Source organism: Streptomyces sp. NPDC006458 (assembly GCF_040612135.1).
In the GTDB taxonomy this organism is placed as follows: domain Bacteria; phylum Actinomycetota; class Actinomycetes; order Streptomycetales; family Streptomycetaceae; genus Streptomyces.
This window is the reverse complement of sequence record NZ_JBEXPR010000028.1, coordinates 76,380-88,427: the sequence shown is the minus strand read 5'-3', so window position 1 is coordinate 88,427 and position 12,048 is coordinate 76,380. Positions and strand designations below refer to the sequence as shown.

The following is a 12,048-nucleotide window of genomic DNA, read 5'->3' as shown; positions in this document are numbered from 1 at the left end:
TGTCGACATGCTGCTCCGCCGCGGGGCCGCGACCAGCCCCCTACGGCCGGCAGCCCAACGACGGCCGACGGACGAACCGCGCGGAACTCGGCTCACCGGCGGAGCCCCGTCGTGCCGTTGCTGACCTCGGCGATGATGCGGCGGTAGCCGGCGACGAGCGGGTGGTGCGGGTACGCCGTGCAGAAGAGGCGCTCGCCGGCCAGCAGGGCCATCTCCGGGGCGTACGGCAGGACGGCCGAGACAGGGGTGTCATAGACGCGCTCGACCTCCGCGTGCAGCCGCTCCTGGACCACTCCGCCCGGGGCCATGTTCACCGCCACGGTCAGGCCGACCCCGCCGAGGCGTTCGGCGAGGGCGACCGTCTCGCGGGCGCCCGCCAGGTCCAGCCGGTCGGCGCGGGTCACCACGACCAGGTCGTCGGAGCTGGCCATCGCCGTGACGGTCTCGTTGTTGAACCCGGCGTGGGTGTCCAGCAGCAGCACGTCCAGGGCGAGGGAGTCGATCAGCCGGTCGAAGCCCTCGCGCAGCAGGCCCACGTCGTAGCCGCGGCCGAGGATCTCCGCGGCCGCGGCGGTGCGGCTGCGGGCCGGGACGAGGAAGAACCCGTCGTGGCCCCAGTCGCCGTCGGCCGGGTAGACCGCGTCCTCGATCTCGCAGCGGCCGATGAGGTAGTCGGTCAGCGAGCGGCGGCGCACCTGTTCCACCGACCCGTCGAAGATCACGTCCAGGGCGGGTGTGTGGATGTCCGTGTCCACCAGCGCCACCCGGCGGCCGGACGCGGCCAGCAGCAGCGCCAGGTTGGCGGCCGTGCTCGACTTGCCGGTGCCCCCTCGATAGGAGTGCACGGTGATGATCTGCGACATCGCTCCCCACCTGTCAGCTCTAGGGCCTGTTTTCCGGATCATGTCGGCGGCGCGTGGCCAGGCCCTGGCCGACGAGCCCCGAGCGGATCCGCCGCACGTCGCCTCCTCACTCGCTCCGCGCCCCCGGCGTGCGCCAGTGGACGGCCATCATCGTGATGTCGTCGGACTGCTCGGCCGAGCCGACGAACTCGCTGAGCGCGCCGTCCATGTGGTCCAGCAGCGCCTCGCCGCGCAGTGTGGCCTCGGTCAGCTGCCGGATCATCTCGTCCTCGCCGAAGAACGTGCCGGACGCCGAACGGGCCTCGGTGACCCCGTCGGTGTAGATGAACAGGGTGTCGCCGGGGCTGATGTGGGCGTAGCCGAGGGAGAAGTCGACGTCCGGGATGACTCCGACGGCCGGTCCGGTCGGCTGGAGCAGCACCGGTTTCGCCCCGCTCTCGCTGAGCAGCACCGGCGGGTTGTGGCCGCCGTTGATGTAGACCAGGTTGCCGGTGGCCGGGTCGAGCACACCGAAGAACATGGTGGCGAAGTAGCCCTGCCGGATGTGGTTGCGGGTCAGGTAGTTGTTCGTGCCCACGACCGCGTTCAGCAGGGGCGTCGCCCCGACCACCGGGATGGCCCGGCTGTGCTCGGCCCAGGTCGTCTCCTCTCCCATCAGCTCGGCCGCGATCAGCGACTGCAGGCCGCTCTGCTCGGCGGTGTGCCGCAGCAGTGAGCGGATCAGAGCCATGAACAGCGCCGCGCCGACCCCCTTGTCGCACACGTCGGCCACGACCAGGGCCAGCCGGCGCCGGTTGACGATCTCGAAGACGTCGTAGAAGTCACCGGCGACCGTGCGGGCCGGCCGGAAGCGCACATGGATCTCCCAGTCGTCGGGGCTGGGCAGGTCGTCGGGCAGGAAACCCATCTGGATCTCCCGGCCGATCTCCAGTTCCCGCTCGTAGGAGAGCAGTTCCGCGTGCGCGGCCACGTCCTCCATCGTCCGGCTGAACTGCACCTTCTGGTGGCAGTCGCGCAGGCGCGCGCGCACCAGATGGGTGTGGAACGGCGGGACGAGGTAGTCGGCTCCGGCGTGCACATGGCTGTCGAGCAGATGCAGGTCCTGCTCCGCGTAGGCCACCACCGCCGGCTGCTGTCCCTCGTCGTCCAGTCTGCGCGTCACCGCCCGTACGGTGTGCGGGGTCAGTTCCGCGTGGGCGAGGACCACCGTCACCTCGGGCAGCCGCCCCGGCGAGGCGGACAACACCTCGCCGGGGCTGCGCACGTGCACCTCGGCCCCCACCCGTTCCAGGGCGTCGTGCAGGTCCGGGGGCACAGTGCGCTGCTCGCCCAGAACCAGCACCTTCGTCTGCACCATCTCCGCCTCGTCTACTCCGCTGTCGGCTCGTCGACTGGGCCGCCCCGCGGACCGGGCGGACGTCCGTCACCGCCCCGGTCGGCGAGCAGCATCACCAGCGTGCTCACGTTGCGTCCGGCGACCAGCTCGTACCGGAACTCGTCCACCGCCGTCACGGCGAGGTACACGCCGAGGCCTCCCACCCGCCGCTCGGACAGCGGCGCGCCCAGTTCGGGAGCGCGCATGCCCTGATGCGGGTCGAAGGCGGGGGCGTCGTCCTGGAGGCGGACCCAGAGCCGGTCGTGCTCGATCGCCGCGTCCACGGCGATCTCGCCCGAGCGGCCCCGGTATCCGTGCACGACGATGTTGGTCGCCAGCTCGTCCGCGGCCAGCCGCAGCCGGTACAGGGCGCTGTCGCCCAGCCCGGCGCGGCGGCCGACGTCACGCACGAACGTGGCGACCCGGTCGAGTTCCTCCAGCTCGGCGCGTACCTTGATGCGGGCCGCGGTCACCGCGTACTCCGCGGCCGTGCGGCGGACACCGCCCAAGGCGCGTACGCCGCGGGCCGCCTGGGCGGGGACCCCGGCCGCGGACGACGGCGCTCCGTGGTCGATCGCCATCGGCCCGCCCTCACACGTCGACGAGGTCGATGCTGTGGTCGAACCCGGCCAGGCGGATGGTCCGGGTGACGGCCTCCGGCGCCCCGACGACGGCGATGCGCACGTCGTCGCCCATCTTCTGACGGGCGAAGACCAGCGCGCGCAGACCCGCGCTGGACAGGTAGGACAGCTTCTCGGCGCGGATCACCAGCTCGATCGCGCCCGAGGCCGCGGCCTCGTCGACGGTGTCGTGGAACTGGCCCGCGGTCGCCGCGTCGAGCTCACCGCTGAGTTCGATGCCGGCGACGCGTTCGTTGACCCTGAGCTTCACTTCGAAAGACACGGGGGACTCTCCTTCTGGCGGGGGCGTAGGGGTCTCATGGACGGGTCAGCGGCCGACGAGGACCACCAGCGAGTGCGGGCCCAGGTGGTAGCGGCCGGGGTGCTGCAGGAGGGGCTCGTCGCCGAGCGGGTGCGCGGCTGCCTGGGAGGTGTCGGCGAACAACCGCCACCGCCGGCCCTCGGTCAGCTGCGGCAGTTCCAGGTCGTGGCCCTCCCAGTGGGCGTTGACGGCGACGTAGACGTGGTCGTCGGGAGCGGCGCCGTCCTTGGCGTGCCGGCCGCAGCGCATCAGCGCCAGCACCCGGCAGTGGCTGGACCAGTCCGGGGACCAGGCGTGCACACCGTGCCAGCTGATGTCCGGGTAGCCGCTGCCGACGCGGTCGGCGCCGGTCGGGTGCGCCGCGCTGCGCAGCACCGGGTGGGCGTGCCGGAAGGCGATCAACGCCTGGGTGAAGGCCAGGAGTTCGGCGTTGGCCTCGACCAGGCCCCAGTCGAACCAGGACAGTTCGTTGTCCTGGCAGTAGGTGTTGTTGTTGCCGAGCTGGGTGCGGCCGACCTCGTCGCCGGCCACGAACATCGGCACGCCCTGGCTGGTGAGCAGGATGGCCAGCAGGTTCTTCATCTGCCGCAGACGCAGGGCGCGGACGTGCTCGGAGGCGCTCGGGCCCTCCTCGCCGCAGTTCCAGCTGTTGTTGTCGTTGGCGCCGTCGCCGTTGTTCTCGCCGTTGGCGTCGTTGTGCTTGTCGTTGTACGACACCAGGTCGTAGAGCGTGAACCCGTCGTGCGCGGTGATGAAGTTGACCGACGCCGAGGAGGTGCGGCCCTGGTAGAGGTCGGGGGAGCCGGCCATCCGGGTGGCGAGCTCGCCGACCAGTCCGGGCTCGCCCTTGACGAACCTGCGGACGGTGTCGCGGTACTTGCCGTTCCACTCCGACCAGCGGCCGTAGTTGGGGAAGTGTCCGACCTGGTAGAGCCCGGCCGCGTCCCATGCCTCGGCGATCAGCTTGGTGTGCCTGAGGACCGGGTCGGCGGCGAGCTGCTCCAGCAGGGGCGGGTTGGGCAGCGGGGTGCCGTCGGGGGCCCGGTCCAGGATCGAGGCGAGGTCGAAGCGGAAGCCGTCGATGTGGTACTCGGACACCCAGTAGCGCAGGCAGGACAGCACGAAGTCGCGCACCACCGGGTGGTTGCAGTTGACCGTGTTGCCGGTGCCGGAGAAGTTGTAGTACTCCCCGTGCGGGGTGAGCATGTAGTACGTGGCGTTGTCCAGGCCGCGGAAGGAGATCGTCGGGCCCTGCTCGTTGCCCTCCGCGGTGTGGTTGAACACCACGTCCAGGACGACCTCGATGCCCGCCCGGTGCAGGTCCTTCACCAGCGTCTTGAACTCGTCGGCCTGCATGCCGAAGCGTCCGGTGGCCGCGTAGCCCGCCTTGGGCGCGAAGAACGAGACGGTGTTGTAGCCCCAGAAGTTGTGCAGCCGCTCACCGGTGACGGGGTTGGTGCGCGGGTTGTCCAGCTCGTCGAACTCGAAGACGGGCAGCAACTCCACGCAGTTGACGCCCAGTTCACGCAGGTAGGGGATTTTCTCGCGCAGGCCCGCGTAGGTGCCCGGCGCCGACACCTGCGAGGAGGGGTGCCGGGTGAAGCCGCGTACGTGCGTCTCGTAGACGATGAGGTCCTCGGTGGGGATGTTCAGCGGGGTGTCGTCGCCCCAGTCGAAGTCGTCGTCGGGGATCCGGGCGCGGTACTGGTAGACGTCCGACCAGTCCGGCTCCTCGCCCCACACGTCCCGGCCGGACACCAGCCGGGCGTAGGGGTCGCTGAGCACCTTGGCCGCGTCGAAGCGGTCGCCGGCGCCCGGGTCGAAGGGGCCGTCGGCGCGGAAGCCGTACTCCAGGTGCTCGGCGTCCAGGCCGAACACCGTCATGGCGTACACGCTGCCGATGCGGAACTCGGGCGGGAACGGCAGCTCCGCGTACGGCTCCTTGGCGCCCGGTTCGAAGAGCAGCAGGCTCATCGCGGTGGCGCGGTCGGAGTACACGCAGAACGTGATCCCGCCCGGCACCGGGTGCGCGCCGTACGGGAAGGGACGTCCCGCGCGCACCCGGTAACCGGAGATCCGGCGCGTCGGATAGCTGTCGACGCGCTCTCGCATGTCCTGGACGGTCATCGGGCCGCGCGTTCCAGTGCGGCGCCGAGGTCGTCGGCGATCTCGAAGAAGTCCAGGAAGCCGGTCGCGGACATCACGAACCGCACCTCCTCCGACAGCCCGACCAGGGTGACCACGGCCGACAGCTGCTGCGCCCTGCGGTGCACGATGAGCAGGGTGCGCAGCCCGGCGCTGGAGATGTAGCTGACGCCGCTCACATCGAGCAGCACCCGCGAGTCGTGGCCGATGAAGGGCAGCAGCTGGGCCTGGAGCCCGCCGGAGGTGGTCGAGTTGATCTCGCCCTCCAGGGCGACCACGCAGGCGGTGCCCTCCATCCGGGACGTGAGCTTGACGGTCATCCCGTCACCTCCGTGGGGGTCTGTGGGGTGAGGCGCACCCTGACCTTCACCCGTCCCGAGGTCTCGGGCAGGCGCACGGTCAGCGCGTCGGCGTCGAAGTCCTTGTGCGGCTCGCCGTCGATCTCCACGTCCTCGATGCGCACCGCGCCGGGCGGCAGCAGGTCGGGCGCGACGCGCAGCAGCCGCTCGGGCAGGTCGGCGGGGTCGGGCTTGAACCAGAAGTCCATCGCGTTGCCGTTGATCAGCAGGTTGTTGTAGACGGCGGCGAGGTAGCACAGCTCGGCCGAGTGGTACATCGACATCGAGTGGCTGCCCTTGAGCCGCTCCACGCCCAGCAGGTACGGCAGGCCGTTCGCGAGGGTGTTGAAGTAGACGGCGCCCTCGTCGTGGTCGAGGAAGAAGGCGTTGTAGAAGGACTGGGCGTCACGGGCCTCGGTGCGGAAGTCCTCGCGGCCGGTCGAGCCGTGCAGGATGAGGTAGGCGAGGATCGCCTGCTCCTGCTGCCACCAGGCCTTGCGGTCGTGCCAGGTGAAGCGGAACTGCTCCTCGCCCTCGGCCCGCAGCCGCTCCACCACGTCGTACCAGCCGCCGCGCTGGCGGTCGCTGCCCACCGCGGGCATGGTCTCGCCGATGCCGGTGGCCAGTTGGAGATAGCCGTCCTTGGGGCGCAGGGCGTGCATGCGTATCAGGTTCCAGGCGATCTTCAGGTTGTGGCCGACGACCGCGCGGTTCTGCTGCCAGCCGTGGGTGGTGTCGTGCGACCAGTCCTTGTGGAAGCGCTCCTGGACGAAGGGGCTGGTCTCCGGGTCCGGGAAGTGCTCGACGATGGTGTCGAAGGTGTACTCCAGCATGTCGGCGTATGCCTTGTCGCCCGTCGCGAGGTACAGGTTGATCAGATAGGCGGGGGCGTGGTCGCCGACGGAGTTCCAGTTCTTGCGGGCACGGTTGGGGCCCAGCGACTCGTGCTCGGGGGAGAGCAGGATCGGGTCGATGTGGCTGAAGTAGCCGCCGTTCTCGGGGTCCAGGTAGAAGCGGTCGAACAGCCGGATCGTGGCGTCCGCGTCGGCCTTGATACGCGGGTCGCCGGTGACCCGGTAGGTCTGGACCGGGCCGGCCAGGGCGTAGATCTGCTCGTAGGCGGGCAGCGCGTCGTAGTCGTCGGAGAACTCCGAGGTGAACAGCTTCTTCTCGGTGTCCCCGTCGACCTTCAGGCCGTGGTACCAGTACACGACGTTCTCGTCGGTGTCGACGAACCGCATATGTTCGCGCAGGTACTCGGTGCCCCGCTCGGCGACCTCCAGGTACTCGTCGTCGCCGGTGAGCAGGAACGCCGAGGCCATGCCGTACACCAGCCGGGAGATCGTGTCGGTCTCCTGCACATGGCTGGCGGTCTTGTCGCCGCTGAGCCGGATCTCGGTGCGGTACCGCGCGAAGTCGACGGGCCCGTCGCCGAACTGGGCCCTGCGGTAGAACGCGGCGATCTCCCGGATCTGCCGCACCCACCAGCCGGTCTCCTCGAAGCGGCGGTCGTCGCCGTCGCGGCCCACGAACACCAGGCGCTTGGCCTCGAACCGCAGGCCCGTGCCCTTCGGGTAGTAGATGCCGTACGCCAGCAGATAGCGGCCGGGCGTGAGCAGGTCGTCGATGTGGCCGGAGGCGTCCTGGTAGGGCTCGCCCAGGTTGTGCAGCAGCTCCGCGCTCGGGCCGCCGTCCAGGGCGATGGTGAAGGTGCGCGCGTCGGCGGTGGCGACGGTGACCTCGCGGGCCTCGCGGTCGAAGGCGGTGACGCGGCCGGCGATGGTGTCGGAGAAGGAGAAGGTCACGGTGTTGGACATCGGTTGTCTCCACGGTGGCTTGGCCCTAGGGCCTGTCGTTTGGAGCAGGTCGGCTATGAGTGACAGCCCCTTTTCGGCGCGGTCGGGCGTGGTCCGGTGCGTGCGGCTGCGAGGCGGAGCGGAGCGTCGGCGAGTGACGACAACCCGGCAGATGTGCGTGCCGGACCACGCGACGCCGGTTTGATCCAAACGACAGGCCCTGGCGGGCGGCCGGTCACTGGGAAGGGGTGGGGTCGGGCTCGTGCGCGTGGTGTTTGCGGCTCTCCCTGGACTCGATGAGCGTCTGGCCGACCAGCGCGACGACGAGCAAGGCCTCCAGCAGCAGCGGATGCATCTCGGGGTGCAGCCAGGCCAGCACCGCGCACGAGGCGCCCATGCCGAGCCGGCTCCAGCAGCGCAGGTCGCCGTGCGGACAGGTGCCGAGCCAGTGGATGGTGCCGATGGCCAGCAGGAACAGCGACACCCCGGACGACAGCACCACGCCCCAGGTGGTGCCGTGCGTCTCGCCGAGGGCCGCCTCGGCGGCCAGCAGCCCGCCCACTCCGGTCACCCCGATGCTGCCGGTGACCAGCAGATGGCCGTACACATAGCCCCGCCCGCTGAGCCGCCATCGGCGCAGCGCGGAGGTGTCCACATGGTCGAAGACCAGCCACCACTGCCCGGCCGCCAGCAGGAACGTGCCCACCACCGTGGCGACCGCCTCGGGGTCCATGTCGCTGGTGGACAGCCCGATCGCGTTCAGGGCGACGACCTCGCCCAGCACGATGATCGTGAACAGCCCGAACCGCTCGGGGATGTGGTCCCCGTCGAACGGCACCCGGGCGATCAGCCGGCCGGAGAAGAACGGGGTGAGCATCTCGATGGCCAGGCCGACCGCCCACAGCACGTACATCCACGGCCGTGGCACCACAGCCGAAATCCCCCACAGGCCCGCGCCCGTGAGGAACCCCTGCGAGTAGCGCCGGGTGAGCGGCCGGGCCCTGGGTATGTGCCAGTGCGCGCGCAGGTACAGCACGCCGAGCAGCGTCCGGCTGGCCGCGTAGCACACGGCCAGCGCCGAGGCCCCGGCCTGCGAGGTCAGGGCCCGGGGGATGAACACCGCCAGCGACAGCACCGACAGCATCGCGCCGAGCATGATCAGCCGGTGCGCCCGGTCGTCGTTGTCGAAGCGGTCGGCGTAGAAGGTGTACGAGACCCAGATCCACCAGACCGGCACGAACAGGCCCGCGTACCGCAGCGCGCCCTCCCAGTTGGGGGAGTGCAGCAGTACGTCGACGAGCTGGGCCACCGCGACGACGAAGACCAGGTCGAAGAAGAGTTCCAGCGGGCTGACCCGGCGGCCGGCGTCCTCGACGGCCCGGAAGCGCAGTTTGCCGCGGCCGGGTCGCGTGACGCCGCCGTTGGCCGGCAGCCGGCTCGGCCGGGATTTCTCCGGTGGATCCAGGACGGCCATGGCTCAGCCCTCGACGACCCGGGTGTGCGCGGAATCGTGGAAGCCCTTGATCTCGGTGATCAGGCCTTCGTCGTTCACGCGGAAGGTGTCGATGCCGTCCTCGTGCACCACGCCGCCGTCGCGCTTGAAGGCGGTGATGCGGAACACCAGCGCGGCCTCGTCGGCGGTGACGACCAGGTCGGTGATGCGGAAGTCGACCCGGTCCATGGCCTGGAACACGGCGTCGTAGAAACCGGTGATGGCGGCCCGGCCGCGGTTCGGCTCGCCGCCGACCGGGTCCCGCTGCACGGCGTCCTCGGCGAACAGCGCACTGAACTGCTCACGGTTCTGCTTGTTGAAGGCCTCGACGTATCCCTCGACGGCCCGGCGAATCTGCTGTTCCTGCGGCATGATCTTCTCCCTGGTGCTCGGGTCCGGTCAGACCCCGGTCGGGCGGGCCCGCTCGGCCTCCCGGACGAAGACGGTCATGAACTGTTCGGTGACATCGGGGTGCTTGGCGGTGATCAGGTCGCCGTCGATCACCAGGTCGGCGGTGCCGGAGCCGGTGTAGACGACCTCGGCGCCGGCGTTCTCGACGTCGCAGACGATGTTGTGGGCGCAGGTCACCCTGCGGCCGGCGAGCAGCTCCCGGTCGGCGCACAGCAGCCACAGCGAGTGGCAGATGGTGCCGATCTTGAGCCCTTCCTCGGCCATCGCGGCCCGCAGGAACTCCACGGCCGGGGCCTTGTTGCGGCTGCCGGGCCCGGGGATCTCCGGCTGGTAGCGCAGCCGGTCCATGGCGTAGGCGCCGATCAGGACGATCCCGGCGTAGGAGGTGACGTCGGCGTCGGCGACCTCGCCGGTGACGGTCACATGCTCCTCGACGAAGCCGTTGTCGGGGTTGGAGCCGAAGGTCAGCTCCGGCTGTCCCCACAGGTGGGACAGGTACTCGACCTCGTAGCCGTGCCGGGGGAAGAACTCGTTGAAGGCGCGGTACTCGGTCTGGTCGAAGTGGTCCTCGATCAGGACGCCGATCTTTCCCTTGACGGTGGCCATCGGGTCACCCGTCCAGACCGATGGGACCGTGCAGCTGGCGGGCGTCGAAGAAGGCGGTGACCCGCCGGATGCGCCCGCCGGCCAGGTGGAAGATGTTCATGCCGCGCACGGTGATCGGGTTGCCGGTGGGCGCGGCGCCCATGAACTCGCCCTTGTGGGTGCCGGTGATGGTGAAGACGGCGCCCACCTTGTCGCCCTCCTCCACGGTGTCCTCGACCGTGAACAGCCGGTCGGGGAAGCCGGTGTACCAGCGCTCGGCGAACTCCTTGTAGGCGGCGACGCCGTGGATGCCGTCGGGCGAGATCGGGTTGTCGAACACGACGTCCGAGGTCAGGATCTCGTCGGCGACCGAGAGGTCGCCCGGGGCGGAGAGGAATTGCTCGTAGTAGGCGTGGACGAGTTCGGTTCCCTTGCCGGGCATGGGAGTTCGCTCCTTCTCGGTGGGGTCCGGGGGGACGGCCGGGCGTCCGCGGGCGGCCGCCCGGCGGTGTGCCGGGCGGCGGCGTACGGGCGGGCCGGCCGTCAGGGCTCAGGCGCCCTGAAGAAACCATTCGGCAGCGCGCTCGGCGATGACGTAGCAGGTCAGGTTGGGGTTGCCGCTGACGTGGTTCGGCATCACCGAGGCGTCCACCACGCTCAGGTTCTGCACGCCCTTGACCCGCAGACGCTGGTCGACGACCGCGGCCGGGTCGCTGTCCGGGCCCATCTTGGCGGTGCCCACCGGGTGCCACAGCGTGGCCGAGTTCTCCCGGATGTACTCCAGCAGCAGCGCGTCGTCGTCCACCTGGCGCTGGGTCAGCTTGTCCGAGGTGCCGGCCGACAGCTCCTGGATGTGCTTGGAGTTGGCGATCTCCCAGGACAGCCGCACACCGTCCAGCGCGATACGCCGGTCGGACTCGGTGCCGTAGGAGTTCAGGACGATCTTCGGCTGGACCGCCGGGTCCGCGTCCGTCAGGGACACCCGGCCCCGGCACTCGGGCTTCTGCAGCACGCTCATCACGCTGATCGGACGGTGCGTGACCGCCACATAGCGGCTGACGAAGTACAGCTGCATGTTGTTGAACTGCTCCGAGCCCGGGTTGGTGTACCGGGCCAGGATCTGCACGTCCGGGTCGTCGGGGTCGGTGACGCCCTCCTTGGGCAGCAGGCCGACCGTGATCTGCTGGTGCTCGATCAGGTTCTCGCCGACGTACGGCTGGTCCAGCACCACCTCGATGCCCAGGCGGCGCAGCTCCTCGGCCGGGCCGATGCCCGAACGCAGCAGCAGTGCCGGGGAGTTGAGGGCGCCCGCGCTCAGCGTGACATGGTCGGCGTACACCTGCTCCAGGCGGCCGTCGACCTCGATCTCCACGCCCGTGGCGCGGGTGCCCTCGAACAGCACCCGGTGCACGGTGGCGTTCGCCGTGATGGTCAGGTTCGGGCGGCGGCGGGCCTCGGTGAGGTAGGAGATCGCCGTGGAGACACGCAGGTCGCCGTCCCGGTTCATCGGGATCGGGCCGACGCCGCTGGCCTCCGGGTCGTTGTGGTCGGCGACATAGGGGAAGCCGTGGTCCAGCAGCGCGTCCAGGTAGGCGGCCTGGAACGGCACCAGCTCCTCACGCGTCGCGCGCACGATCGGGGTCGGGCCGGAGCTGCCGTGCAGCGGGCCCTGGAAGTCCTGGTCGTTCTCGATCTTCACGAAGTAGGGCAGCAGCTTGCGCCAGGACCATTCGTCGTTGCCCCACGCCGCCCACTCGTCGTAGTCGGCCGGGATACCGCGCAGCGCGATCGCCCCGTTGACCGCCGAGCAGCCGCCCGCCACCTTGCCGCGTGCGTACGTCAGGGACCGGCCGGGCACCGCCTCGGCGGTGTAGTTCCAGTCGTGGTCGACCACCGACACGGTGCGCGCGTTGGTGAGGTCGCCGGGGATGTCGGCGTTGTCGGACCAGTCCGGGCCGGCCTCCAGGAGCAGCACGCGAAGGTCCGGGTTCTCGGAGAGCCTGCTTGCCAGCACGGCACCGGAGGAACCGGCACCGACAACTATGTGGTCGTAAGCCATGGAACGTCTTCCTTCCAGAAGTTCGCCCTGAGGCGTCGTCGT

At 70.1% G+C, this 12,048-nt stretch carries 12 protein-coding genes; all 12 read right to left on the bottom strand.

The window, feature by feature from the left end:
* Positions 1-92: 92 nt before the first annotated feature.
* The 12 genes from ABZZ79_RS31260 to ABZZ79_RS31205 all read right to left on the bottom strand — a co-directional run bounded on the left by ABZZ79_RS31260 (position 93) and on the right by ABZZ79_RS31205 (position 12,006).
* The gene (locus ABZZ79_RS31260; RefSeq protein WP_356694491.1) at positions 93-863 is read right to left on the bottom strand and encodes a MinD/ParA family protein; all 771 of its coding nucleotides are present in this window, start codon (positions 861-863) and stop codon (positions 93-95) included.
* 106 nt (positions 864-969) lie between these two features.
* A complete protein-coding gene (locus tag ABZZ79_RS31255) occupies positions 970-2,220 on the bottom strand; it encodes a SpoIIE family protein phosphatase (protein ID WP_356694489.1) in 1,251 nt (416 codons plus the stop codon).
* Positions 2,221-2,231: 11 nt separating this feature from the next.
* Complete coding sequence (locus ABZZ79_RS31250; RefSeq protein ID WP_356694487.1) at positions 2,232-2,819, bottom strand: ATP-binding protein; 588 nt, start codon at positions 2,817-2,819, stop codon at positions 2,232-2,234.
* 10 nt (positions 2,820-2,829) lie between these two features.
* On the bottom strand, positions 2,830-3,141 hold the full coding sequence (locus ABZZ79_RS31245; RefSeq protein WP_356694485.1) for an anti-sigma factor antagonist: 312 nt from the start codon (positions 3,139-3,141) through the stop codon (positions 2,830-2,832).
* Positions 3,142-3,186: 45 nt separating this feature from the next.
* Positions 3,187-5,307 (bottom strand): glycogen debranching protein GlgX, encoded by a 2,121-nt coding sequence (gene glgX / locus ABZZ79_RS31240; RefSeq protein ID WP_356694483.1) that lies wholly within the window; start codon positions 5,305-5,307, stop codon positions 3,187-3,189.
* Positions 5,304-5,645, bottom strand: a complete 342-nt coding sequence (locus ABZZ79_RS31235; protein WP_356694481.1) for an STAS domain-containing protein — start codon at positions 5,643-5,645, stop codon at positions 5,304-5,306. Before ABZZ79_RS31235 ends, glgX begins: the two co-directional genes overlap by 4 nt.
* Positions 5,642-7,480 carry an AGE family epimerase/isomerase gene (locus ABZZ79_RS31230; protein ID WP_356694479.1) on the bottom strand — a complete coding sequence of 613 codons (1,839 nt, stop codon included), beginning with the start codon at positions 7,478-7,480 and terminating at the stop codon, positions 5,642-5,644. Before ABZZ79_RS31230 ends, ABZZ79_RS31235 begins: the two co-directional genes overlap by 4 nt.
* Positions 7,481-7,694: 214 nt before the next feature.
* On the bottom strand, positions 7,695-8,933 hold the full coding sequence (locus ABZZ79_RS31225) for a low temperature requirement protein A (RefSeq protein ID WP_356694477.1): 1,239 nt from the start codon (positions 8,931-8,933) through the stop codon (positions 7,695-7,697).
* A gap of 3 nt (positions 8,934-8,936) precedes the next feature.
* Entirely contained in the window at positions 8,937-9,323 is a 387-nt protein-coding gene (locus ABZZ79_RS31220) for an SgcJ/EcaC family oxidoreductase (RefSeq protein ID WP_356694475.1), read from the bottom strand.
* A 27-nt stretch (positions 9,324-9,350) separates the two neighbouring features.
* The gene (locus tag ABZZ79_RS31215; protein WP_356694473.1) at positions 9,351-9,968 is read right to left on the bottom strand and encodes a DJ-1/PfpI family protein; all 618 of its coding nucleotides are present in this window, start codon (positions 9,966-9,968) and stop codon (positions 9,351-9,353) included.
* 4 nt (positions 9,969-9,972) lie between these two features.
* Complete coding sequence (locus ABZZ79_RS31210) at positions 9,973-10,389, bottom strand: ester cyclase (RefSeq protein ID WP_356694471.1); 417 nt, start codon at positions 10,387-10,389, stop codon at positions 9,973-9,975.
* A 108-nt stretch (positions 10,390-10,497) separates the two neighbouring features.
* A complete protein-coding gene (locus ABZZ79_RS31205; RefSeq protein WP_356694469.1) occupies positions 10,498-12,006 on the bottom strand; it encodes a GMC oxidoreductase in 1,509 nt (502 codons plus the stop codon).
* Between the last annotated feature and the right edge of the window lie 42 nt (positions 12,007-12,048).

What these genes read in the sequence shown, in the direction of transcription:
- ABZZ79_RS31250 (WP_356694487.1), bottom strand. Translation starts at nt 2,819, where the DNA reads ATGGCGATCGACCACGGAGCGCCGTCGTCCGCGGCCGGGGTCCCCGCC.
- ABZZ79_RS31220 (WP_356694475.1), bottom strand. Translation starts at nt 9,323, where the DNA reads ATGCCGCAGGAACAGCAGATTCGCCGGGCCGTCGAGGGATACGTCGAG.
- ABZZ79_RS31255 (WP_356694489.1), bottom strand. Translation starts at nt 2,220, where the DNA reads ATGGTGCAGACGAAGGTGCTGGTTCTGGGCGAGCAGCGCACTGTGCCC.
- ABZZ79_RS31210 (WP_356694471.1), bottom strand. Translation starts at nt 10,389, where the DNA reads ATGCCCGGCAAGGGAACCGAACTCGTCCACGCCTACTACGAGCAATTC.
- ABZZ79_RS31225 (WP_356694477.1), bottom strand. Translation starts at nt 8,933, where the DNA reads ATGGCCGTCCTGGATCCACCGGAGAAATCCCGGCCGAGCCGGCTGCCG.
- ABZZ79_RS31215 (WP_356694473.1), bottom strand. Translation starts at nt 9,968, where the DNA reads ATGGCCACCGTCAAGGGAAAGATCGGCGTCCTGATCGAGGACCACTTC.
- ABZZ79_RS31205 (WP_356694469.1), bottom strand. Translation starts at nt 12,006, where the DNA reads ATGGCTTACGACCACATAGTTGTCGGTGCCGGTTCCTCCGGTGCCGTG.
- glgX (WP_356694483.1), bottom strand. Translation starts at nt 5,307, where the DNA reads ATGACCGTCCAGGACATGCGAGAGCGCGTCGACAGCTATCCGACGCGC.
- ABZZ79_RS31260 (WP_356694491.1), bottom strand. Translation starts at nt 863, where the DNA reads ATGTCGCAGATCATCACCGTGCACTCCTATCGAGGGGGCACCGGCAAG.
- ABZZ79_RS31230 (WP_356694479.1), bottom strand. Translation starts at nt 7,480, where the DNA reads ATGTCCAACACCGTGACCTTCTCCTTCTCCGACACCATCGCCGGCCGC.
- ABZZ79_RS31235 (WP_356694481.1), bottom strand. Translation starts at nt 5,645, where the DNA reads ATGACCGTCAAGCTCACGTCCCGGATGGAGGGCACCGCCTGCGTGGTC.